This window comes from Corynebacterium aurimucosum ATCC 700975, assembly GCF_000022905.1.
GTDB classification, from domain to species: domain Bacteria; phylum Actinomycetota; class Actinomycetes; order Mycobacteriales; family Mycobacteriaceae; genus Corynebacterium; species Corynebacterium aurimucosum_F.
In genome coordinates this window covers 2,309,060-2,331,734 of the sequence record NC_012590.1, presented here as the reverse complement: position 1 = coordinate 2,331,734, position 22,675 = coordinate 2,309,060, and the positions used below count along the sequence as shown (strand labels likewise).

The 22,675-nt window shown below is 57.9% G+C and carries 14 protein-coding genes, 2 tRNA genes, 2 rRNA genes and 5 pseudogenes; 11 read left to right on the top strand and 12 right to left on the bottom strand.

Annotated features, from left to right (window positions below; all coding sequences use genetic code 11):
• The first annotated feature begins 106 nt into the window (after positions 1 to 106).
• Together CAURI_RS11225 and rrf are read left to right on the top strand one after the other, a co-directional pair.
• A 23S ribosomal RNA gene (locus tag CAURI_RS11225) occupies positions 107 to 3,180 on the top strand.
• Between the two features lie 117 nt (positions 3,181 to 3,297).
• Positions 3,298 to 3,415 (top strand): 5S ribosomal RNA (gene rrf / locus CAURI_RS11220).
• 456 nt (positions 3,416 to 3,871) lie between these two features.
• Here rrf and CAURI_RS11215 read toward each other — a convergent pair.
• The 8 genes and pseudogenes from CAURI_RS11215 to mgtE all read right to left on the bottom strand — a co-directional run.
• Positions 3,872 to 4,384: pseudogene (locus tag CAURI_RS11215) on the bottom strand (ATP-binding protein); the annotation flags it as partial.
• A 38-nt stretch (positions 4,385 to 4,422) separates the two neighbouring features.
• Positions 4,423 to 4,740: pseudogene (locus tag CAURI_RS13675) on the bottom strand (transposase); the annotation flags it as partial.
• 40 nt (positions 4,741 to 4,780) lie between these two features.
• A protein-coding gene (locus tag CAURI_RS11210; RefSeq protein WP_420805220.1) for an IS3 family transposase occupies positions 4,781 to 5,973 on the bottom strand; the annotation gives its coding sequence in 2 pieces (ribosomal slippage) (positions 4,781 to 5,691 and positions 5,691 to 5,973; 1,194 coding nt in all).
• Positions 5,974 to 6,037: 64 nt separating this feature from the next.
• Positions 6,038 to 6,921 (bottom strand): annotated as a pseudogene (locus CAURI_RS11200) (IS3 family transposase).
• Positions 6,922 to 6,993: 72 nt separating this feature from the next.
• Positions 6,994 to 7,242, bottom strand: a pseudogene (locus CAURI_RS11190) (ATP-binding protein); the annotation flags it as partial.
• A gap of 22 nt (positions 7,243 to 7,264) precedes the next feature.
• Positions 7,265 to 8,872: an IS21 family transposase gene (istA, locus tag CAURI_RS11185; protein WP_010191308.1), complete on the bottom strand. Its 1,608-nt coding sequence runs from the start codon at positions 8,870 to 8,872 to the stop codon at positions 7,265 to 7,267.
• A gap of 923 nt (positions 8,873 to 9,795) precedes the next feature.
• Positions 9,796 to 9,948: a hypothetical protein gene (locus CAURI_RS11175; RefSeq protein WP_236660804.1), complete on the bottom strand. Its 153-nt coding sequence runs from the start codon at positions 9,946 to 9,948 to the stop codon at positions 9,796 to 9,798.
• 173 nt (positions 9,949 to 10,121) lie between these two features.
• Positions 10,122 to 11,486, bottom strand: coding sequence for a magnesium transporter (mgtE, locus tag CAURI_RS11170; RefSeq protein WP_010191304.1), 1,365 nt, complete (start codon positions 11,484 to 11,486; stop codon positions 10,122 to 10,124).
• A gap of 86 nt (positions 11,487 to 11,572) precedes the next feature.
• Here mgtE and CAURI_RS11165 point away from each other — a divergent pair, with 86 nt between their 5' ends.
• Positions 11,573 to 12,475, top strand: a complete 903-nt coding sequence (locus CAURI_RS11165; RefSeq protein ID WP_236660805.1) for a DUF2262 domain-containing protein — start codon at positions 11,573 to 11,575, stop codon at positions 12,473 to 12,475.
• On the opposite strand, the gene crtI is transcribed toward CAURI_RS11165, so the two are convergent.
• Entirely contained in the window at positions 12,472 to 13,986 is a 1,515-nt protein-coding gene (crtI, locus tag CAURI_RS11160) for a phytoene desaturase family protein (RefSeq protein ID WP_010191302.1), read from the bottom strand. The two genes, CAURI_RS11165 and crtI, sit on opposite strands and share 4 nt — an antisense overlap.
• Before the next feature lie 3 nt (positions 13,987 to 13,989).
• Complete coding sequence (locus tag CAURI_RS11155) at positions 13,990 to 14,847, bottom strand: phytoene/squalene synthase family protein (protein WP_010191301.1); 858 nt, start codon at positions 14,845 to 14,847, stop codon at positions 13,990 to 13,992.
• A 93-nt stretch (positions 14,848 to 14,940) separates the two neighbouring features.
• Between CAURI_RS11155 and CAURI_RS11150 the strand changes: the two genes are divergently transcribed.
• Positions 14,941 to 15,681, top strand: coding sequence for an ABC transporter ATP-binding protein (locus CAURI_RS11150; protein WP_010191300.1), 741 nt, complete (start codon positions 14,941 to 14,943; stop codon positions 15,679 to 15,681).
• A gap of 3 nt (positions 15,682 to 15,684) precedes the next feature.
• A complete protein-coding gene (locus tag CAURI_RS11145) occupies positions 15,685 to 18,231 on the top strand; it encodes an ABC transporter permease (protein WP_010191299.1) in 2,547 nt (848 codons plus the stop codon).
• 36 nt (positions 18,232 to 18,267) lie between these two features.
• On the opposite strand, the gene CAURI_RS11140 is transcribed toward CAURI_RS11145, so the two are convergent.
• Together CAURI_RS11140 and CAURI_RS11135 are read right to left on the bottom strand one after the other, a co-directional pair.
• Positions 18,268 to 18,627 (bottom strand): FluC/FEX family fluoride channel, encoded by a 360-nt coding sequence (locus CAURI_RS11140; protein WP_010191296.1) that lies wholly within the window; start codon positions 18,625 to 18,627, stop codon positions 18,268 to 18,270.
• Positions 18,624 to 18,941 carry a fluoride efflux transporter family protein gene (locus CAURI_RS11135; RefSeq protein ID WP_010191294.1) on the bottom strand — a complete coding sequence of 106 codons (318 nt, stop codon included), beginning with the start codon at positions 18,939 to 18,941 and terminating at the stop codon, positions 18,624 to 18,626. Before CAURI_RS11135 ends, CAURI_RS11140 begins: the two co-directional genes overlap by 4 nt.
• 83 nt (positions 18,942 to 19,024) lie before the next feature.
• On the opposite strand from CAURI_RS11135, the gene pgm reads away from it, so the two are divergent.
• The 6 genes and pseudogenes from pgm (at position 19,025) to CAURI_RS11105 (ending at position 22,674) form a co-directional block, all read left to right on the top strand.
• Complete coding sequence (gene pgm, locus CAURI_RS11130) at positions 19,025 to 20,641, top strand: phosphoglucomutase (alpha-D-glucose-1,6-bisphosphate-dependent) (protein WP_010191292.1); 1,617 nt, start codon at positions 19,025 to 19,027, stop codon at positions 20,639 to 20,641.
• 11 nt (positions 20,642 to 20,652) lie between these two features.
• Positions 20,653 to 21,114: pseudogene (locus CAURI_RS11125) on the top strand (MauE/DoxX family redox-associated membrane protein).
• Positions 21,115 to 21,131: 17 nt separating this feature from the next.
• Positions 21,132 to 21,599, top strand: a complete 468-nt coding sequence (locus CAURI_RS11120; RefSeq protein WP_010191290.1) for a MauE/DoxX family redox-associated membrane protein — start codon at positions 21,132 to 21,134, stop codon at positions 21,597 to 21,599.
• Positions 21,600 to 21,658: 59 nt separating this feature from the next.
• The gene (locus CAURI_RS11115; protein WP_010191289.1) at positions 21,659 to 22,414 is read left to right on the top strand and encodes a DsbA family protein; all 756 of its coding nucleotides are present in this window, start codon (positions 21,659 to 21,661) and stop codon (positions 22,412 to 22,414) included.
• Positions 22,415 to 22,503: 89 nt separating this feature from the next.
• Positions 22,504 to 22,576 (top strand) — tRNA-Ala (locus CAURI_RS11110).
• 22 nt (positions 22,577 to 22,598) lie between these two features.
• Positions 22,599 to 22,674: transfer RNA gene (locus CAURI_RS11105), tRNA-Ala, on the top strand.
• The last annotated feature ends 1 nt before the right edge of the window (position 22,675 follow it).

Sequence of the window (22,675 nt, the reverse complement as noted above, 5' to 3'; positions counted from 1 at the left end):
TGGTGGGTTGTGGTTTGTGTGATTTCTTTGTTCTTTTGTGTTTTGTGTGTTCACACCAGCACGGTTTGACTTCCGCCATGTTTGTGGTGGTTGTTGTGTTGGTTGTGTGTTCGTTATTTAGGGCGCATGGTGGATGCCTTGGCATGCTGAGCCGATGAAGGACGTGTAAGGCTGCGTTAAGCCTCGGGGAGTTGTCAATAAAGCGTTGATCCGAGGATGTCCGAATGGGGAAACCTGGCACCTGTTATGGGGTGTTACCCTTCAGTGAATTCATAGCTGTTGTGGGGGTTTACGCGGGGAAGTGAAACATCTCAGTACCCGTAGGAGAAGAAAATAAAATTATGATTCTGCTAGTAGTGGCGAACGAACGTGGATGAGGCTAAACCGTGTGCATGTGATACTTGGTAGGGGTTGTGTGTGCGGTGTTGTGGGCCCCAATGGGCGGTGACTACCATCATCGTGCTTGTGTGTTGTTGTTAGGTGAAGTGGTGTGGAAACGCCGACCGTAGAGGGTGATAGTCCCGTAGTTGAAGGCTTCAATGTGCAAGTTGTTGGGTTGCCCGAGTAGCAGCGGGCTCGTGGAATCTGCTGTGAATCTGCCGGGACCACCCGGTAAGCCTAAATACTCAGTGTGACCGATAGTGTATTAGTACCGTGAGGGAATGGTGAAAAGTACCCCGGGAGGGGAGTGAAATAGTTCCTGAAACCATGTGCTTACAATCCGTCAGAGCACCTTTTTGTGTGTGATGGCGTGCCTTTTGAAGAATGAGCCTGCGAGTCAGCGGCATGTCGCGAGGTTAACCCGTGTGGGGTAGCCGTAGGGAAACCGAATCCTAATGGGGTGTTTTTAGTGGCATGTCCTGGACCCGAAGCGGGGTGATCTACCCATGGCCAGTGTGAAGCAGTAGTAAGATGCTGTGGAGGCGCGAACCCACGTAGGTTGAAAACTGCGGGGATGAGCTGTGGGTAGGGGTGAAAGGCCAATCAAACTCCGTGATAGCTGGTTCTCCCCGAAATGCATTTAGGTGCAGCGTCGCATTAGCTTGGTGGAGGTAGAGCTACTGGTTGGTTGAGCGGGACTACAATCTTAGCAATGTCAGCCAAACTCCGAATGCCATCAATTGTGTTGTGCGGCAGTGAGACTGTGGGGGATAAGCTTCATAGTCGAGAGGGAAACAGCCCAGATCGCCGGTTAAGGCCCCTAAGGGTGTGCTAAGTGGAAAAGGATGTGGGATCGCGAAGACAGCCAGGAGGTTGGCTTAGAAGCAGCCATCCTTGAAAGAGTGCGTAATAGCTCACTGGTCGAGTGGTCCTGCGCCGACAATGTAGTGGGGCTCAAGCACACCGCCGAAGCCGCGGCAATACTTTTTGTATTGGGTAGGGGAGCGTCGTGCATGTGTTGAAGCGTTACCGTGAGGAGGCGTGGAGTGTGTGCGAGTGAGAATGCAGGCATGAGTAACGAATTGGAAGGTGAGAATCCTTCCCGCCGGATGACTAAGGGTTCCTGGGTCAAGTTCGTCTTCCCAGGGTGAGTCGGGACCTAAGGCGAGGCCGACAGGCGTAGTCGATGGATAACCAGTTGATATTCTGGTACCCGTATATCCGCGCCCATGATGAAGCACTGATACTAACCACCGCGGATGCGACTGGGGTGTTCTTTGAACACGTTGGTTGTTGATGTCGTGGGGCCTGATGTGTGGTTCAAGTGATGGGGTGACACAGTGTAGTAGCCATGCCGCTGAGTGGATTGTTGGTGTAAGCGTGTGAGGTGGTGTGTAGGCAAATCCGCACACCGAGTAAGCCTGAGGCGTGATGCGTAGCCCATTGGGGTGAAGTTGGTGATCTAGTACTGTCGAGAAAAGCCTCTAGCGATGTGGATGTATGGCCCGTACCCTAAACCGACACAGGTGGTCAGGTTGAAAATACTAAGGCGTTCGGGTGAACTGTGGTTAAGGAACTCGGCAAAATGCCCCCGTAACTTCGGGAGAAGGGGGACCACACGACTTAAGCCAACCAAAGCGTTGGTGTGGGTTGTGGGGTCGCAGAGAATAGAGGGAAGCGACTGTTTATCAAAAACACAGGTCCATGCGAAGACGTTAAGTTGATGTATATGGACTGACGCCTGCCCGGTGCTGGAAGGTTAAGAGGACCGGTTAGTAGTCTTTGACTGCGAAGCTGAGAATTTAAGCCCCAGTAAACGGCGGTGGTAACTATAACCATCCTAAGGTAGCGAAATTCCTTGTCGGGTAAGTTCCGACCTGCACGAATGGCGTAACGACTTCTCTGCTGTCTCAACCACAGGCCCGGTGAAATTGCACTACGAGTAAAGATGCTCGTTACGCGCGGCAGGACGAAAAGACCCCGGGACCTTCACTATAGCTTGGTATTGGTGTTCGGTTCGGTTTGTGTAGGATAGGTGGGAGACTGTGATGCATGCACGCCAGTGTGTGTGGAGTCGTTGTTGAAATACCACTCTGATCGGATTGGATGTCTAACCTTGGCCCATGATCTGGGTTGGGGACAGTGCCTGGTGGGTAGTTTAACTGGGGCGGTTGCCTCCCAAAATGTAACGGAGGCGCCCAAAGGTTCCCTCAGCCTGGTTGGCAATCAGGTGGTGAGTGTAAGTGCACAAGGGAGCTTGACTGTGAGACAGACATGTCGAACAGGGACGAAAGTCGGGACTAGTGATCCGGCACCTACTTGTGGATGTGGTGTCGCTCAACGGATAAAAGGTACCCCGGGGATAACAGGCTGATCTTCCCCAAGAGTCCATATCGACGGGATGGTTTGGCACCTCGATGTCGGCTCGTCGCATCCTGGGGCTGGAGTAGGTCCCAAGGGTTGGGCTGTTCGCCCATTAAAGCGGCACGCGAGCTGGGTTCAGAACGTCGTGAGACAGTTCGGTCTCTATCCGCCGCGCGCGTTGAAACTTGAAGAAGGCTGTCCCTAGTACGAGAGGACCGGGACGGACGTACCTCTAGTGTGCCAGTTGTTCCGCCAGGAGCATGGCTGGTTGGCTACGTACGGAAGGGATAACCGCTGAAAGCATCTAAGCGGGAAGCCTGTTTTAAGATGAGGTTTCATTTGAGGTCCCCCAAAGACGATGGGGTTGATAGGCCAGACCTGGACGCACCGCAAGGTGTGAAGGCTACTGGTACTAATAGACCAAAACAAACACACACACCCATCTAGGGTGTGTTGACAACAAAACATGACAAACAACTATCACACTGTCGCTTGCGTCCACTACACAGTATCTGACACAACACCAGCAAACCAGATTTGCCCCGTGTGTTTGTCGGTGGCCTATAGCAGCAGGGAAACGCCCGGACCCATTCCGAACCCGGAAGCTAAGCCTGCTAACGCTGATGGTACTGCAACCGGGAGGTTGTGGGAGAGTAAGAAACCGCCGACACCAAACAACAACAAACAACTCAATACATCAATAGGGACCGTTGAAACACCACCACTGTTTCAACGGTCCCTTTCCGTGTCTTCAAGACCCCCAAAACAACAAGGGGGGCGAACAGTCACTAATTCGTTGACGGCAACACTAAACCATCTACAGTGCTGCGTTATCAACCCGCCTGAACCCCACGTCCAAAAACACCCAAAAGTACAGACCCGAAAACACAGACCTGCAGCGTGGGCATCGTCAAGCGCCCACAGCCCAGAATCAGCAACCTGCATGCTGTCAAGGGGTGAATGCGCAACCAGGACTGCACTTATAGAACAGGACACTCTACAGGCTTACTTCCCTCCGAGTGTCAGATGCGGGTTTTTGGTACCGGTGTTCCGGAGACCCGGTACTGCCGGGTTCCGGGTAGTTGGTACCGGGGCCGGGCCGACGGAGTCAGCCCGGCTGTTTGCTTTATTCGTCCAGTTCTATTGGGGCGGTGGCTTTGCGCATGTCGAAGTCTCCGATATGGATTCGGTGGCCGTTGTTGAGGCGGCTTACGAGTGAATCGGCTCCGACTCTGTCTGGCAGTGTTTCAACCCAGTAGGCGGCGGCTGATTGGGAGGAGATCAGTGTTGGGAGCCTTCCGTCGCGGTCGAATATGATCTTGGTTAGGTCTTCTTGCCCGCGCTGGTTGATGCTGATGGTCATAAAGTCGTCGATGATAAGGACATCGACGTTGATCAGTTTCCGCATCTTGTCGAGGTAGTTTTGGTCAGTCGGTGAGAAGACCGCCAGCATGTCTACAAGTTGGCCCAGCCGGTAGTACGCCACGGAATATCCGGCCTTGCATGCGGCGATGCCGATGGCGCAGGCAATGTATGTCTTGCCTGTTCCGGTCGGTGCGAGGATGTGAATGTTGGTCGGGTTTTCCCGCCAGTTAGTTGCTGCGATTCGTTTCAGCTGGCGCATGTTGATACCGCGTTGGGGCCTGACCCCCGGAAAGTAGACACGTCGGGGGTTAGCTATGCTGCTTGGGTCAGTGTAGCTGATGTGAGTGCTTCGAAGTCATCGGGGGCTAGAAGATTGCACCAGGAGTGTCGTCTGCGCGTGTTGTAGCGCATGCACCATCGAAAGACTTCTTGGCGACAGCTGATTGGGCTGTCAAAGACTTTCCGATCACGCAGAACTTCACGCTTTAAAGTGGCGTTAAACGATTCTGCCAAGGCATTATCAGCACTCGTTCCCACCGCGCCCATGGATTGGCGAACACCAAGCTGGGTGCAGTGGTCCCTAAATGCTTGTGAGGTGTACACACTGCCGTGATCGGAATGGAAAATTGCCCGGGCCTGACCCCCGGAAAGTAGACACGTCGGGGGTTAGCTATGCTGCTTGGGTCAGTGTAGCTGATGTGAGTGCTTCGAAGTCATCGGGGGCTAGAAGATTGCACCAGTAGTGCCGTCTGCGGGTGTTGTAGCGCATGCACCATCGGAAGACTTCTTGGCGGCAGACGATGGGATTGTCAAAGAGTTTCCTATCACGCAGGACTTCACGCTTTAAGGTGGCGTTAAATGATTCTGCCAGGGCATTATCGGCACTCGTTCCCACGGCTCCCATGGATTGGCGCACACCAAGTTGGGCGCAGTGGTCCCTAAATGCCTGTGAGGTGTACACACTGCCATGATCGGAATGGAAAATTGCCCCGTTGAGGCTTCCGCGGACTTTTCTGGCATGAGATAAAGCTTCGATAACCAGCGATACCCGCATGTGATCTGCGAGTGCATGTCCGACAAGTTTGCGCGAGTAGACGTCGACGACCGTGGCCAGGTACATGTTTTTGCCGCCCTTACACGGCAGGTAGGTGATGTCGCCTACATAGACCTGGTTCGGCTTATCAGCTGTGAATCTGCGGCCTACTAAATCTGGCATGACGCGGTGACCAGGTTTACGCCTGGTAGTGACGCATCGGCGGCGCTTGGTAAAGCCTTTCAGCCCCATGGATTTCATGATGCGTGCGACCTTCTTGTGATTGATCGGGCCGAAATCCGTATCACTGTTGAGGCTTGCAGCGATGCGTTTAGCACCATAAAGCCCGTGCTCATCATCGAAGGTGGTCTTGATTTTTGCGCCAATAAGGGCATCGGAACACATCTTTAACCTGCGCTTTTCACGGGTTTGCACCCATTTATAAAACGAGGAACGATTGAGCTTTAACACGTGGCACATCCGCTTGACCGAGTATTCGGTTCGGTGGTCATAGACAAACTGGAAGCGGATCACCAGCGTGTCTCTTCGGCAAAATACTTCGCGGCCTTGCGCAGGATGTCACGTTCTTCACGCAGCTTAGAGACTTCTTTTTCTAGCTGGCGGATCCGTTCAGAATCAGTGGTCGCCTGGGCGTTGTCACGCAAGGTCTTCGTGCGGGCACGTTTGCCAGTGCCGTACTGCTTAAGCCAGGAATAAAGTGAGGAGCGATTGATTCCTAGCTCTGCTGCAGCCGTGTGAAGTGAGAGGTCCTCATTGTTTTCGTAGAGGGCCACAGCATCACGTTTGAACTGTTCGGAGTACCTAGGCATGGTGGTAGATTACCTTTCTTCCCAACCCAACCGGGCTGGATATCAGGTGTCTACCTAACAGGGGTCAGGTCCCCCCTTTAAGGCTTCCACGGACTTTCCTTGCATGAGATAAAGCTTCGATAACCAGTGATACCCGCATGTGATCGGCGAGTGCATGGCCGACGAGTTTGCGCGAGTAGACGTCGATGACCGTGGCCAGGTACATGTTCTTGCCGCCCTTACACGGCAGGTAGGTGATATCGCCTACGTAGACGTGGTTCGGCCTGTCAGCGGTGAATCTGCGGCCTACTAAGTCTGGCATGACTCGACGGCCAGGCTTGCGCCTGGTGGTGATACATCGACGCCGTTTGCTAAAGCCTTTTAGCCCCATGGATTTCATGATGCGTGCGACCTTCTTGTGATTGGTCGGAGGAAAGCCCGTATCGTCGTTGAGGCTTGCAGCAATGCGTTTAGCACCATAAAGCCCGTGCTCATTATCGAAGATGGTCTTGATTCTCGCACCAATAAGGGCATCAGAACACGTCTTTAACCTGCGTTCTTGGCGGGTGTTGACCCATTTGTAGAACGAGGAGCGATTGAGCTTTAGCACGTGGCACATCCGCTTGACCGAGTATTCGGTTCGGTGGTCATCGACAAACTGGAAGCGGATTACCAGCGTGTCTCTTCGGCAAAATATTTCGCGGCCTTGCGCAGGATGTCGCGTTCTTCGCGCAGCTTTGCGTTTTCTTTTTCTAGCTGGCGGATCCGTTCAGAATCAGTCGTCGCCTGAGCCTTGTCACGCATGGTCTTCGTGCGGGCACGTTTGCCGGTGCCGTACTGCTTAAGCCAGGAATAAAGTGAGGAGCGATTGACTCCAAGCTCTGCTGAAGCCGCGTGAAGTGAGAGGTCCTCATTGTTTTCGTAGAGGGCCACAGCATCACGTTTGAACTGTTCGGAGTACCTAGGCATGGTGGTAGATTACCTTTCTTCCCAACCCAACCGGGCTGGATATCAGGTGTCTACCAAACAGGGGTCAGGTCCTTGTTCTGCCCGGGTGATTTCAGCCAGGCTTGCATCCGGGTATCGGAATTGTGCCTGGGTGATGGCCTTGGCGATATTGCGTTGTTGTCGTTGTGTGTAGGCTTCTTCGACTGCGGCGAGGAAGATGTCTTCTGGTAGCGCATCCGCATAGGCCTCGTCGTTGACAACCTCGTAGAAGATGTCAGCGAAGGTTGATACGCGAAGCTTGCGCATTTTTGCCCGCACGATTTCGTCGTCGATGCTGTTCATGGTTTCACACTCCTTATTCCTTCTAGTTTTCGTAGTGGTCAGCAGGCCGGATAAAGACGGCATCGGCCACGTCGCCGGTAAGCGGGGTGCTTGGGCGTGGGTGGTGTTTGGCCACAGGCTGTGTTTTGGGCCCTGGTGCCCCGGGGTGTTGTTGGGCGTGGGCAATGTCAGTCTGGATGCGTTTGATTACAGCCATCGTTGGGGCCAGCTTTTTGTCCACGACCTGCTGGCATGCTGGTTCCAGGGTGGCTTTGTTGTGCTTTTTGCCCAGGTTGGCCAGCACGTTGCGTGCTTGGATGAGTCCGCGGGGTACGGCGGCACTATTGCGGTCGAGGATCATCGCTATGACTGCGTGCGTTGCTGCCCCAAACGACGAAGCCCAGGCCAAAAGCTCATCACGGGTAAGCGCCTTGTGGCCTTCATCATCGCCACGCGGTGCATGCTGAGGGTTGGTGGAATACCGGTATTTGAATCCGTGAAGGCGCGTGTGTTCAGCAACAAGCTGCTCCCCGCTGAAGATGCTGACCAGTTGCGGGGTGAGCCTGACTGTTACTGATTCTCCTACCAGCTGAAATGGCACAGAGTAGTACTGGTAGTCACAGGTGATGTGCCAGTTGCGATCGACTTTGAGCCGCTTATAAGACACTTCCGTAAACGGCGTCGGCGGCAGATCGCGCATCACTGGTGCTTCTTCTTGCTCAAAGCGCATGCGCCGTGTTGTGCCATCAGGCCGCGTCATTGCGCTGTTGATATCGGCAAGACGGCAAGCGATCGCCTCATTGAGTTCATCGAGGTTGTAGAAGACCTCGTTGCTGAAGTAACCCAGGATTTTGGTGTAGGCGATTTTCACGGCACGCTCTACCGCTGCCTTGTCGCGAGGCCTGCCGGGCCTGGTCGGCACGATCGTGATCCCGTAATAGTCTGCAAACGCTGCGTAGCGATCAGTGACCATCCGGTATGTAGAGTTCTTCTTCGGCCGATAAGTCGCCGTAGAAGCATTATCGGGCACGATAACTGCTGGTACTTTGCCAAGATAGTTCAACGCTTTGACGTGGCACTCGATCCACGACGGCATCTTCTCGTTCGCAGCGGCCGTGACATACATCAGCCCTGAGTATGGGCTGACCGCGACGAACAATGACGCCTTGAACGCGGTATCACCACTGGCCTGATCTACTACAGGCACTTTGTCACCGGCCCAGTCAACGTAAAGCTCTTGGCCTGGCTCATGGGTGATAACTTCGACGAGATCATTGGCACGCAGAAATTCACTGAGCCCACTGCAGAACTGGGAGTACTGGTACTTTGTCTTGTCCGTCGGACACGGCTGCGACAAGTAGTCCATCCACAGCTTGTGCCTGGTCACATGCTTTGTACTTCTCAGCTTGCGTGCAAGAGCCTGAAAATCAGGCTGGTCATAGGACAACGACCGCTTACTCCGGCCGTCGCTGAATCGATCATCGAACCATTCCGGTGGGAGTTGACGGAACTGTTCTGGAGTTAGTGCCTCATCGTTGATGACTTTCTTTGCTCGGGATACTTCCCGTCGTGAACATCCCAATGCGTGAGTGATCTGCGCGTAGCTAGCACCATCAAGGCACATCGCGATGATCTGCTTGAAGTTGGCCACAAGGACCGGCTCCTTCCAAGTAGAAGTTGACGCAACACCAGCGGATTGTGGTGTCGCCAACATCAACTATGAAAGAAAACCCCCCTTGCAGTACCGGATACGCGGAACACCGGTACCAACTACGCGGACTCGCGGTACCAACTACCCCAAATCGACACCGAGCTCGACCAAGCCATCGCGGCAGAAGCTGCTTCAGCACAACTAACCGCCATGAGCTCCAAAGTCTGTCTCTGGAACTGCGGGATACTCGCTTCAAGTTCGTCGAGGTTAGACTCCAATGGTCTGGGGACGTCTGGTACACCCTCAGACGGGGAACCCGCCGCCCCATCTTTTGTGTGGGCCGGCGGGTTTGCTGTGTACGACAAGGCGGTCCCGCGCTATGGCATTGGACTCCGCTCGCTAGTTTGACTAGCACCCAGTGGTGTCATGCAAACCGCACTGTGGGATGCCGAGCATTGAAAGAGCAAAAGAAGAAAGCATCACTGGGATTGCGATGACTCCAAAGAAGGGGTGGTCCACCCCGAACTCAGAGGGACTCAAGGACGAGCTCTGCTGTGAAGTTTGGGCTCCGCCTTCGTCAGCGATGGCAGTGGGCGTAGCGGAAAGTGCAAGTGCGGTGGCGCTGATGATTGCTAGGGACTTTTTCATCGAGTGATGTCCTTTTGGGTAGGGAACAATAGGGGAGTGCAAGGTTATCGTCCTCAGAATCAAAAGGCAATGGTCTTCCCGGATTGCCCCTGAACTGCCAGCGTTCTCGTTAGCATCTATTCATGCCGGCGCCACTAGCATCTGGGCCTAATGGGTGCAGGGTTTACTTCATCGGTCAGAGGGCCATGGACCCGGGGCTATGGTGGGGGCTTACCGTGATGGGAGCGGCCGGGTAAGGGCCTGGGCCCCTTATATGCTGTTGCGCCTAAGCCTAGCTAAGGGCTAGTCGTGAGTCGGCGGACTGCTTCGCGGATGACGTCGGGGTGCTTGCAGAAAGCAAAGCGCACCTTTTGCTGCCACGGTTCCGGGTTGTCCGTGAAGGCGGCCAGCGGGATGGCGGCCACCTGCTTTGTGCGGGGAAGGTGCATGCAGAAATCGATGTCGTTTAAGCGGGTAAAAGAGAGATCAGCAACCACGTGGCATATCAGTGGCATGCAGCTAGATGCCCGGCCGCTTTAGCGCGCGCCACGGACTGCGTCCACGAATAGCAAGGACGCAGGAGGCCGGGGGTGCGCGATCCAGCGGGGCGGGTTTTATCGGGCTAGATGCCCAACACGGACTTTGCGATGAAGAAGTAGATAATCAAGCCCGTCGCGTCACAGAACGTGGAAATGAACGGGTTAGAAAACACAGCGGGATCCGCCCCAACCGTCTTGGCCACAATCGGCATGAGCCCGCCAACGGTCGCTGACATCGAGCAAATAAGAAACAGGGTGGAGCCGATCACGATACCGATATCGAGGCCGTAGATCGCCGTCGCCAAGACAAAACCAGCCATTCCTAGTACAGCGCCGAGCAGCATTCCGACGCGCAGCTCGCGCCACATTACGGAAAGGAGGTCGCGCGTTCGGACGTCGCCAAGCGCGAGCGCACGGGTCACGGTAGTAGCTGCCTGGTTTCCTGTATTGCCGCCCGTGCCGGTGAGCAGAGGAATGAACAGAGACAGTACTACTGCCTTGGCCAAGGTGTCCTCGAAAGAATCGAGAACCTGCACGGTCAGCAGCGCCGACACAGCGAGCACGAGCAGCCAGAGAATGCGGGAGCGAACGAGCTTGAGCAACGGCGTCGACAAGTAGGGCTGCTGGAGCGCTTCCGTACCGCCGGAGCGCGCTGAGTCCTCGCTGTCCGCCTCTTCCATGATGTCCGTGGCATCGTCCCACGTAAGAAGACCAACGAGGCGGTGTGAATCATCCACAATAGGCAGCGCCAGCATATCGAGGGGCAGGAACCACCGGACGGTTTCCTCGGCGTCAGCAGTTGCGTATGCATACACCGGCTCTTTCATGATGTCCGCAATGAGGATGCCACGCTCAGCCGTAAAGAGTTCGCGCAGGCTGACGACGCCCACCAAGCGCCGGTCCTTGCGCGTCACAGGAACGGTATAGATGGTCTCCAGTTCATCGGCCGTATCCCGTAGCGTGTACAGGGCATCTTCCATGCTCATTCCCGGGTGAATGTCGGGTACCTCGGGCGACATACGACGGCCGACGGAGCCCTTCGTGTATCCAAGGATCACTCCGGTCACGTCGCGCTGGGTCTGGGTCAGTGAACGGAGGAGGCGATCCGCAATCTCCGCGGGCAGCTCATCCAAGAGCGCCACGCGGTCTTCGGGGTCCAACTCGTCGAAGAATTCATAAACATCGGCATTGCCCAGCTCATCAATGATGTCCGCCTGGTGCTTTGCATCGAGCGCATCAAAGACCGCGATGGACTTTTCCCGCGGCAGCAGACGGAGAGCTAGCGCTGCGCGGAGCGCGTTCTGGCGCTCCACAATCGCGATGAGCTCTTGACGGGGAACGCGGGCTAAGAGCTCTTGGAGGCGAGGGGCCTTTTTGGGATCGATGGCGTCTTCTTGCTTCAGCCACGCCTCTACGGTCTCGCTGGCCTGCTCAATAGTTTCTGCCATCGGCTTAGCCTTTCCACTCGACGTCAACCTCCTCAGACTACGCTATGCAGCGCTGCACGGCCTTTACGCAGATGTACTATTGCGGCATGCTTTCCCTCTACCGTGAATTTTCGGGCAATGATGTTGTTAAAACGCTACTGAGCTTCGAAGAGGCAGAGTTTCTCTTCGTCGTGGCAGACACGCCGGAGAAGTCGGTGAGCGATGACCCTTATGCTGAGGACAAAACGCACATTCAGCTCATGAGCTTGCCTGGAGTCGCTTTAAAGTTGCTGCCAGAAGGAGAGCTGATTACTGGTGACATCGCAGTGCGCTATCCGCAGCTCTTCCAGACAGTCGCAGGAAAGACACTGTGGGATCCGCGGGAAATTACAGAACTTGAGCCTTTCAGGGTATTTCATGCTCGGGGTAGCCACCACTTCCACGAGAGGAGTAAAGAACACTATGTCGATATCTGGGAGATTCTTCCAGATGTAGCCGATGCAGCTATGGAGCAGCTCCTTGCTCGGATTGATGTTCCGGTAGAGCTTGATTCCGCATTCGGTCCGTTGGTGCTCGACCGAGGTACAAATACATTCGAAGGCAGGGCAGAAGAACTCGGAGTTGATATCAGCATCGTGTATGAAGGGGAGGAGCTTCTTCTCGCGGAGAGTACGAATCTCAAGCGAAAACTCAAGGCACCCCTCACCGTGATCAACAAGGTCCTCAGTGCCGAGTTCCTCGATGAGGCCCAGCGCTTTGCTGCTGCAAAAGCCCTCCGTGCCGCCAACCGTTGGCGCCACGACGTCGCCTTGTCTGAGGGTAACAGCCTCCCGGCGCCGGAACTCACTGCCAGCGACGTATACACCAAACTCACTCCCGTTGCTGTTGAGGTTCCGCAACGTGGGAATCTCAGCGTGGAGTTTGATGATGGCTATCTTTTTGGCGGTCACCCCGTAACAGTGAAGGTAAGGCGCAACGGTACGCCTGCATCCCTTGAGCTCGATGCTTAATACTGTTCGCGCATCCGCGTGAGTACGTTGTGTGCAGAAATAAGGCACATAGGCACGCCCACGCCCGGCACCGTGGTAGCACCGGCGTAGTACAGATTGGGCAGCTTACGGGATTGGTTCCGGCCCCGGAAAAATGCGGACTGGCGCAGCGTATGGGCAGGGCCCACGGCGCCGCCGGACCAGGAATTGTACTGCTCGGAAAAGTCGGCGGGGCCGAGCGTGCGCTTGACGACGACCCTGTCCCCCAGATCCTCAATCCCCAACCAAGCACCCAGCTGCGCCACGGCGGCGCGGGCGATGGCACCCACGCGGGGAGATTCCGCAGCGCCGTAGGCATCGCCATGGCCGTAGGATTCCTCTGCCGGAACGGGGACGAGAATGAAAAGATTCTCATGGCCTTCCGGAGCCACGCCAGGATCCGTCGCCGATGTCTTGGATACGTAGATAGACTCCGAAGCACCCAGAGGCCGCAACGGCTCAGGGCCGTGGTAGACGGCCTTAAAATCGGGGGTCCAGTCTGTGCTGAATAGCAGTGTATGGTGCGCCAGCTGCGGAAGCTCCCCCTTCACGCCGAGGAAGACTAAGACAGTGCCCAGGCCAGGGTCACGGTGGGCAAAGTAGCGTTCCGGATACGTTTGCAGTTCCTTTGGAAGCAGAGCAGTCTCTGTGTGGCGCAGGTCAGCGGCGGAGACGATGGCGTCGGCGGGGATCGTGCGGCCGTCGTCAAGCGTGACGCCCGTCGCGCGCCCGTGCGCGTGGTTGATTGCTACCACCGCCGTGCCTAGCTCGAAGGTGGCGCCGGCTGCCTGCCGCGCGATAGCGTCGACAACGGCCGCGAAGCCTCCTAAGGGATAGCGCACGCCCTCCACCAAGTCCGTGTGGCTCATCAAGGAATACAGTGCCGGCGCGGCCTTCGGTTCAGTGGAGAGAAACACCGCGGGGTAAGTCAGGACCTGGCGCAGGCGGTAATCCTTAAACTGGGCAGCCACCAGCGTATCTAACGAACGAGTCAGCAGCAGCGCGAGCGTGCCCAGCCGGGTGAGGACGTCTTTGCTGAGAAGCTGCGTGGGGTGGGAGAACGTAGTGTACAAGAAGTTGCGCAGGGCAATGGCGTACACGTCGGAGGCCCTGGCGAGGTACGCGCGCACCTTGTCGCCAGAGCCCGGCTCCAAGGATTCAAAAAGCTCTGCTACGTTATCCACGCCCGTTTCTATATCTAGGGCCGCGCCGTCTTCGTTGATAACACGGTAGGCAGGGGAGAGGTCCACTAGATCCAGCTCGCACTCGGTACTGGTGCCGCAGGCCCGGAAAAACTCATCGAAGGCCTCCGGCATGAGGTACCACGAGGGGCCGGTATCGAAACGGAAACCATCCACGGCCAGTCTTCCCGCGCGTCCACCGACGCTGCGCTGCTTGTCGACGACCGTCACCCGCATCCCCTCCCGCAACAGCAAAGCTGCGGTGGCAAGGCCTGCAATACCAGCGCCGATGACAACAACATGTTTGCTCATGTTTTAACCCTTTTTCCGTGCCGCGTGCGCTGCAGCGCGGCTGATGAGGACAGCTTTCCGCGCGGTGGGCACGCTGACGCGGGTAGTCATGATCTCGTGCGCTGGAGTGGCTTCGAGGAGATCCGTAAGCTCCGTGAAAAGAGCCGCCGCTGCGGCTACCCCCACCCTGGAGCTAAGGGGAAGCAGGTCCATGGCCGTGCGGGCATGGACTAAGTCTTCGCGGATATCAGCAATGATGGCGGCCTTCGTTTCCTCATCGAGTTTGTCTGGCTCACGCAGCGTAGGAAAATAAGCGCGGCCCAGCACCGTGGAGTCTTCATGCAGATCCCGCAAAAAGTTGATCTTCTGAAACGCGGCACCGAGGCGCTCCGCTCCTTCCTCGACGCCAGTGGGCCGAGGAGCACCGGCATAAAAAGTATCCAGGCAGAGCAGCCCAATGACTTCTGCAGAGCCCCGAACGTAGGTCTTAAAAGAGTCCGCTGTGTGGGAGGTGCGCGTGAGGTCGCACCGCATGGAGGCAAAGAACTCTGCAATGTGTTCGTCCTGGAACCCACAGCGCCGCGCGGAGAGCGCGTAGGCGTGGACGACTGGGTCGGCGTGAAAGCGCTGGGAGGGGGCGTTGCGGACGGTGGTTTCGTAGGCGTCGAGAAGCGCGGCCGCGTCGTGGGGGTCAAGCCCGGCGTCGACGATTTCATCGGCCGTGCGCACCATGGCATATAAATTGCGGATGTCCACGCGCACCCGTGGCTGAAGAAGCCGTGTGGCCAGGGAAAAACTGGTGGAGTAGTGGCGCATGATCTGAGCCGCGGCTGCTTCGGCACAGCGGTCATAATGTTCCAGAGCGGAAAGAGATGCGCGCATGGAGCATATTTTAGACCACACGCGTCACATAACTTACCCAGGGCAAGATAGGGTGGTGACGTTACTTTCCCCATCTATAAGGAGAACACGTCCATGACCACCCCAACGATGACTGCTGCGGCTCGCGCCGTTGACCTGTTCAAACAATACGGCCAGGGAGACACCGCAGTCACCGCGTTGGACCACGTCGACGTTGAGTTCGCGCGCAACACTTTTACCGCCATCATGGGCCCTTCGGGCTCCGGCAAATCCACCCTCATGCACACCATGGCGGGGCTCGATTCGGCGACGTCCGGCTCGGCCTTCATCGGTGATACCGATATGTCGCAGCTCAGCGACAAGGATATTACGGCCCTGCGCCGCGACCGCCTGGGCTTCATTTTTCAGTCCTTCAACCTGGTGCCCACGCTGACCGCGGCAGAAAACATCACGCTGCCCACCGATATCGCTGGCAACAAGGTGGATAAAGAGTGGTTCGATGAGGTCACTTCCCGCCTAGGCTTGTCCGAGCGCTTGAATCACCGCCCAGCAGAGCTCTCCGGCGGCCAGCAGCAGCGCGTTGCCTGCGCGCGCGCCCTGGTGTCGCGCCCTGAGATCATCTTCGGCGATGAGCCGACCGGCAACCTGGATTCGAACTCCTCCGCCGAGGTGCTCGACATTTTGCGCACCGCCGTGGATAAGGATGGCCAGACCGTCGTTATCGTCACGCACGATGCCAAGGCCGCCTCCTACGCAGACCGCGTGGTCTTTCTTGCCGATGGCCGCCTCGTGAATGAACTCACCAACCCAACCATGGAGTCCATCCACGCCGTGATGGCAGAAATCGAGGGCTAAAGCATGGCCACAAAGAACACCATGCGCACGGTGTCCGTGCGCAATATTCTCGCGCATAAGCTGCGCCTTGCCCTGACCCTGCTGGCGGTGGTGCTCGGCACCGCGTTCATCTCGGGTTCCTTCATGTTCACCAACTCGCTGTCGAGCACCTTCGACTCCGCTGTCTCGACTGCATTTACCGGTGTGGATGCGGCCGTGAGCCAGAAAGAAGGCGGCCCCAACCTCGACCAAAAGATGCGCGATGACATCGCTGCCGACCCCGATGTGCGCGCGGTGAACATGCAAAGCAGCCAGACGGTCGTGGTGGCAAATAAGGACGCCGAGGCTTTTCAAACCGGTGGGGGCACCTCCAGCGTGCAGCCTTACTACCCGGAGGATCAATCCGTCGGTGAGCCCGCCACGCTTGTCGAAGGCTCCGAGCCGAACGGGACCGGCGAAGTCCTCATTAATGACTCCGCCGCCGAAGAGTTCGGTATCAACGTCGGCGATACCCTCCTCGTGGTCCACCCGGACCAGCGTGACGAGGTAAATGTCGTGGGCGTCGTCAAGCCTGCGGTGGACCAAGGTCCCAGCCTGACCTTGCTCATGGGGCATGAGGCCTTCGTCGAGCGCTATGGCAATTCCGAACAGTTGAAGGTCGCGGCGGCCGAGGGCGTGAGCGCCGATGAGCTCGTGGATCACCTCAACGACACCTTTGAGGTCAAGGCGGAATCCGGCCAGAAGCTCGCTGATGAAATTTCGGATCAGATTTCCTCTGCCCTGAAATTCGTCAACTACTTCCTCATCGCCTTTGGCCTCATCGCGCTGCTGGTGGGCACGTTTATCATCGCGAATACCTTCTCGATGATCGTGGCTCAGCGCACCAAGGAGTTCGCGCTGCTGCGCGCACTCGGCGCCTCCCGCGGCCAGATTACGCGCTCGGTGGTGACGGAGGCCTTCATCGTAGGCCTCGTGGGTTCTGCCGTGGGCGTGGTCGCCGGTATGGGTCTGGTGGCGCTCATCAAGGCCGTTTTTGAAGCCAAGGGCATGCCCATGGGCGGCGGTCTAGGCCTGAGCGTCAGCGCAGTGGTCGTGCCGCTGCTTTTGGGTGCCGTGGTCACCATCATTTCCGCGTGGGCGCCGGCGCGCCGGGCGGGTGCGGTGAAACCCGTGGAAGCCATGCGCACCACCGAGTCCGCAGCTGGTTCCTCGTTGCTCGTGCGCAGCGTGCTGGGCGGGTTGCTGCTCGTTGTAGGCATCATCTTCGCGCTCGTTGGAGTGTTTATCGATGCCTCCACAGGCATCCGCGCCTCCCTCGTGGGCCTCGGTGCGCTCAACCTCATCCTTGGCTTCTTCCTCGCCGGCCCGGCCATCTCCCTGCTTATCGTTCCGGGGATCGGCCGCGTGGTTGGTGCGCCCTTTGGCGCGGTGGGCAAGCTGGCGTCGACGAACTCGGCGCGTAACCCGCGCCGTACCGCGGCGACTGCTTTCGCTCTCATGCTGGGCGTGGCGCTGGTGACCTCGATCGGCATGTTGGGCGCGACGATGAAGGCCTCGGTGGCCGACGCCGTCGAGCAGGACGCCCGCGCAGACTTCTTGATGTCTGGCCCGACGTCTGGAAACTTCCCGACGCCGAACGAGACTGTGCAGCGCGCCCGCGATACCGAGGGGGTTGGCCAGGTCGTAGCGATGAGTACTGCGCCTCTACAGGTGGATGGTCAGGCCTCAATGAATTATGGCCCGGAAATGATGGTCAGCCAGGTCATCGATGGCAACGCCGATGACATGCTCAACCTGACCTTGGTAGATGGCGCCCTGAATACGGGTGAGGAACCGGGCTTCATCGCGGACTCTGTCCTGGCTGAGAAGCAAGGCTGGGAGGTCGGCCAGTCCTATGAGTTGGCGGGGCCGGATCCGTCCCGCACCGCGCAGGTAAAACTCCTCGGCACCTATGAACCTTTCCAGATGCTTCCGGGCCTGGCCGTGTCCCAGTCCGCGGTAGAAGAGGTCATCAACCCCAACAGCCTCGACGTCACGGTGGTCTCCGTGAACGCGGAGGAGGGCTATGACAAGGAGAAGCTGCGCGCCAACCTGGAGAAGTCCGTCAAGGACCTCGTTGTGGTACAGGTGCGCACCAGTGAGGAATACGCCGGCGAGGCCGCCGGAATGATTGACCAGATGCTCACGATTCTCTACGCACTGCTGGCTTTGGCTGTGGTCATCGCTGTCCTGGGCATTGTTAATACCCTCACGCTGGGCGTGATCGAACGCCGTCAAGAGATCGGTATGCTGCGCGCGGTGGGTACTCAACGCCGCCAGATTCGCACAATGATCACGGTGGAATCGGTACAGATCGCCCTCTTCGGCGCGCTCATGGGCATCCTCATGGGATTGGGGATGGGGTGGTCCTTCATCTCCGTGCTGTCCGACGAAGGCCTCGATTCCGCGACGGTGCCGTGGATGATGCTCGCGGTCATGTTCGTGGGCTCGGGAATCGTCGGTGTGCTGGCGGCCCTGTGGCCGGCGCAGCGCGCGGCGAAGACCCCGCCGTTGGACGCCATCGCTGACTAATGCAGCCTGTGACCGCACAAGGGCGTGCGAGGTAGGTTAGGCGAGAAGCGAGCCGACCCACGCCCCGCGCCAGGCCACCACGATTCCTAGGCCGATGGTCCAGAAGAGATAACGCGCCAAGCGCCACCAGCGCTTGGCCTTTATCATTTCTCCCAGTTCTCTGGCCAGCGTGGACCACGTGGATAGCCCGCCGGCGAGTCCGGCCGCCAGCAGGGGGAGGAAGTACTCGGGGGCGTGTGCATGCGTGGCATAGCCATAGGCCACACCGGCCACCGCCGCGCCGACGAGGTTGGCGGCAAAGGTACACGTGGGGGAGGGCAGCACACGGGTGAGCAGGTAGCGCCCGCAGCCGCCGACAAAGCCACCGGCGAGTACGGCCAGGATGGAGAGAATCATGCGTGCCTCCGGTCCTGCAGGCGGTCACCCATGAGGTAAGCCCCGGTGCAGCCGACGACCGTCGCCAGCACGTAGGCCCCCGCCTGCGCCGGGCCGAAGCTGGAGGTGAGGAAGGCGAAAGTGGCAAAGCTAGTGAAGCCGCCTAAGAAACCTGTGCCCCAGAATGCCGGGGGTTTGGCATAGCCCATGACAGCACTGCCAAGAACGTTGATGAGTAGCAGTGGCAGCTCGCCGCCCCCGAGAAGCGAAGAAAGGACGAAGCGGACCAGCGCCCCGAGCGCGGTTCCGCAGCCCACAAGAAGGATCTGTGGCATAGGAACCATCCTAATTGGGATGCGAAAACGGCGTGAAGCAGGCAAGCTTAGGGTGTATCCACGTTTCCAAGGAGGAACCCACCATGGCACACGAGCGCGCCGGCCAACTAGCCCAGCCTTCTGATCTCATCGATATTGCAGAACTAGTCACCGCGTATTACACCCGCACCCCCGATGCAGATAACCCCGACCAGCAGGTTTCCTTCGGCACCTCCGGCCACCGCGGCTCCGCCTTGGACACCGCCTTCAACGAAGCTCACATTCTGGCGATTACCCAGGCCATCGTGGATTACCGCGCTGAGCGGGGGACCACGGGTGCCATCTTCATCGGGCGCGATACCCACGCGCTCTCCGAACCCGCCATGGTTTCTGCCCTCGAGGTCCTCCTTGCCAACGACCTAGAGGTTCGCGTGGATGACCGCGGCCGTTACACCCCGACCCCGGCCGTCTCCCACGCCATCCTGACCAACCCGGGCACCGACGGCATCGTGATTACCCCCTCCCACAACCCGCCGCGCGATGGTGGATTCAAGTACAACCCGCCAACGGGCGGTCCGGCGGATACCGATGCCACCGACTGGATCGCAGCAAAGGCCAACGACTACCTGCGCGCCGGGCTCGACGGTGTGAAGCGCGTGCCGGTTGACGGAGTGCTCGATGCGCGCTGTGTGAAGCACAATTACCTCGACTCCTATGTGTCCGATTTGGCCAACGTCGTGGACATGGCGGCCATCAAGGACGCCGGCGTGCGCATCGGAGCGGACCCCATGGGCGGCGCCTCGGTGGACTACTGGGCGGCAATTGCTGAGCACTACGAGCTGAACATGACCGTGGTGAACCCCGACGTCGACGGCACCTTCCGCTTCATGACGCTGGATACCGACGGCAAGATCCGCATGGACTGCTCCTCCCCGGACGCCATGGCTTCGTTGGTGGATAACCGTTCCAAGTACGACCTGGCCACGGGCAACGACGCCGACGCGGACCGCCACGGCATTGTTACGCCGGACGCTGGGCTGATGAACCCGAACCACTACCTCGCGGTGGCCATCGAGTACCTGTTTAGCCACCGTCCCCAGTGGGGAAATGCGGGCGTGGGCAAGACCTTGGTGTCCTCTTCCATGATCGACCGCGTCGTGGCCAGCCTGGGCCGGGAGCTCGTGGAGGTGCCGGTGGGCTTCAAGTGGTTTGTGCCGGGGCTTGTCGACGGCACCCTCGGCTTCGGCGGCGAAGAATCCGCGGGCGCTTCCTTCCTGCGCTTCGACGGTACGGTGTGGTCCACCGACAAGGACGGCATCATCTTGGACTTGCTGGCCGCGGAGATCCTGGCGGTGACGGATAAGACCCCGTCGCAGCGCTACGCGGAGCTGGCGGAGGAATATGGTGCGCCGGCCTATGCGCGCACCGACGCCCCGGCTACCCGCGAGCAGAAGGCCATCCTGAAGAAGCTCTCCCCGGAGCAGGTGACGGCTACGGAGCTGGCAGGCGAGGAGATCGTCGCCAAGCTCACCGAGGCGCCGGGCAACGGCGCGGCGATCGGCGGCCTCAAGGTGAGGACGGAGAACGCGTGGTTTGCCGCGCGCCCGTCCGGCACGGAGGATAAGTACAAGATTTACGCTGAGAGCTTCCGTGGCGAAGAACACCTCAAGCAGGTGCAGGAAGAAGCACAGGCGCTGGTGTCACAGGTTCTCGGAGCTTAGGCTAATGGTTTATGACAACCGCACAACGCACCTCTGTGCTTGACCTGGCCAGCGCACTCGCCCGATTCGGCATGGCCGCCGTGTGGATTATCGCCGGCATACAGAAGCTGGACGCCCGGATGGAGATGACCCAGGCCATCAAGGCCTATGGCATCTTTACCCCGGAGTGGTCCGGATACTTGGCCTACCTCATTGGGCCCCTGGAACTCATGGGTGGGGTGCTGCTGTTGCTGGGGCTGTTCTAAAGGAAGGCGTCGGCAGTCGCTGCGGTGGTCCTAGTCATGTTCATGGTGGGCATTGCCCAGGCGTGGGCGCGTGGGTTAGTCATCGATTGTGGGTGTTTTGGCTATGATCCCAACGATGTGAACCAAGGTATGAACTATGCGTTGACGCTGCTTCGCGACGCTTTCTTCTTCGCCCTCACCGTCTGGACCATCCGCCGCCCCTACCGCCGCTATGCCCTGCACCCGTAGATTGTTAGGCTAACTCCGTGACCAAAACCAAAATCAGCGCACCACTCGTGCTCGATATCATTAGTGCATTCGCGCGATTTTATATGGCCTATGTGTGGATCAAGGCGGGCGCGTCGAAGCTGTCGGACCAGCTCGCGGTGTCCCAAAGCATCAAGGCATATGAAATCTTTACCCCAGAGTGGTCCCACTATTTGTCCTATCTGATCGGTCCGCTGGAAGTGTGCGGCGGCCTGTTGCTCCTGTTGGGGCTGTTCCTGCGCCAATCGGCGTGGGTGGGGCAGATTGTTCTCGTTCTATTCATGATCGGCATCGCGCAGGCATGGGCGCGGGGGCTCGGGATTGACTGCGGGTGTTTCTCTGTTAGCCCTGATGAGGACGCGCAAGTGATGAACTACATGATGACACTTCTGCGTGATGTCTTCTATTCTGTCTTAATGGTGTGGACGATCAAGCGTCCTTTCACCAAGTTTGCATTGCACCCTTAACAACGGTGTGTAGGCTTTTCATCTGTTCGAAATAACGTCATCAAAGGCAAGGTTGTTCAATGAGTACAGTCAAAGACCCCAACTCCAAGAGTAATAGTGGATTCGTCTGGGGCCTCGCTGTTCTGCTGGTTATTATCGCTGTGGTAATCGGATACATCGTCTACCAAGGGCGAGGCGCACAGACCGATGCGCTGGGGGACTACGCCGCCGAGGATGTCTCCATGGAGATTTCCCTCGCGGACAATGCGGTAACCCTCAAGTCTGCGGATGCCGCAAAGGACGCAACCGAAGTAGACCTGTACGAGGACTACTCCTGCCCGCACTGTGGTGACCTGGCGAAGGAAACCGACGAGCAGATGAAGGATGCCATCGACGCGGGCGAGCTCGTCGTGCACGTGCGCACCCTCAACTTCCTCGACGGCAGCCCGAACGGCTTGGAGAGCATCAAGTCCAACACCGGCCACTCCTCCAAGGCCGCTGCTGCGATGGAGCAGGTAGCAAAGACCGGTGACGCCACGCTCTACTGGAACCTGCGTAAGTACCTCATGGAGAACCAGTCCAAGGTGTACAACAAGTGGGAGATGGAAGACTTCGCTGCTGCCGCGAAGGAACTGGGCGCAGATGATGCCACGGTGAAGGCCATTGAGGAAGCCCCGGTTGGTGAAGGAAACCCGCTGGTGACCTCGAACTACGAAAAGCTTGAAAAGGAAACCGGCAGCGTGTCTTCGCCGCGCATCATCAAGGACGGCAAGGACATTCCGGAGGATGACAAGACCTCCATCATGGAATGGGTCAACATCGTTACTGAGAAGTAAATTTAGCGCCCCAACTCGCGATTTGGTGAGTGAATAGGGAGAGGATATATTGATACGAGTTGCAATCATAAAGGTTGCACCTCGTATGAGGGGCTATGGCGCAGTTGGTAGCGCACCACACTGGCAGTGTGGGGGTCACGGGTTCGAATCCCGTTAGCTCCACTTTAAAATTCAATATTGCCTTGGGGCTATGGCGCAGTTGGTAGCGCACCACACTGGCAGTGTGGGGGTCACGGGTTCGAATCCCGTTAGCTCCACCAT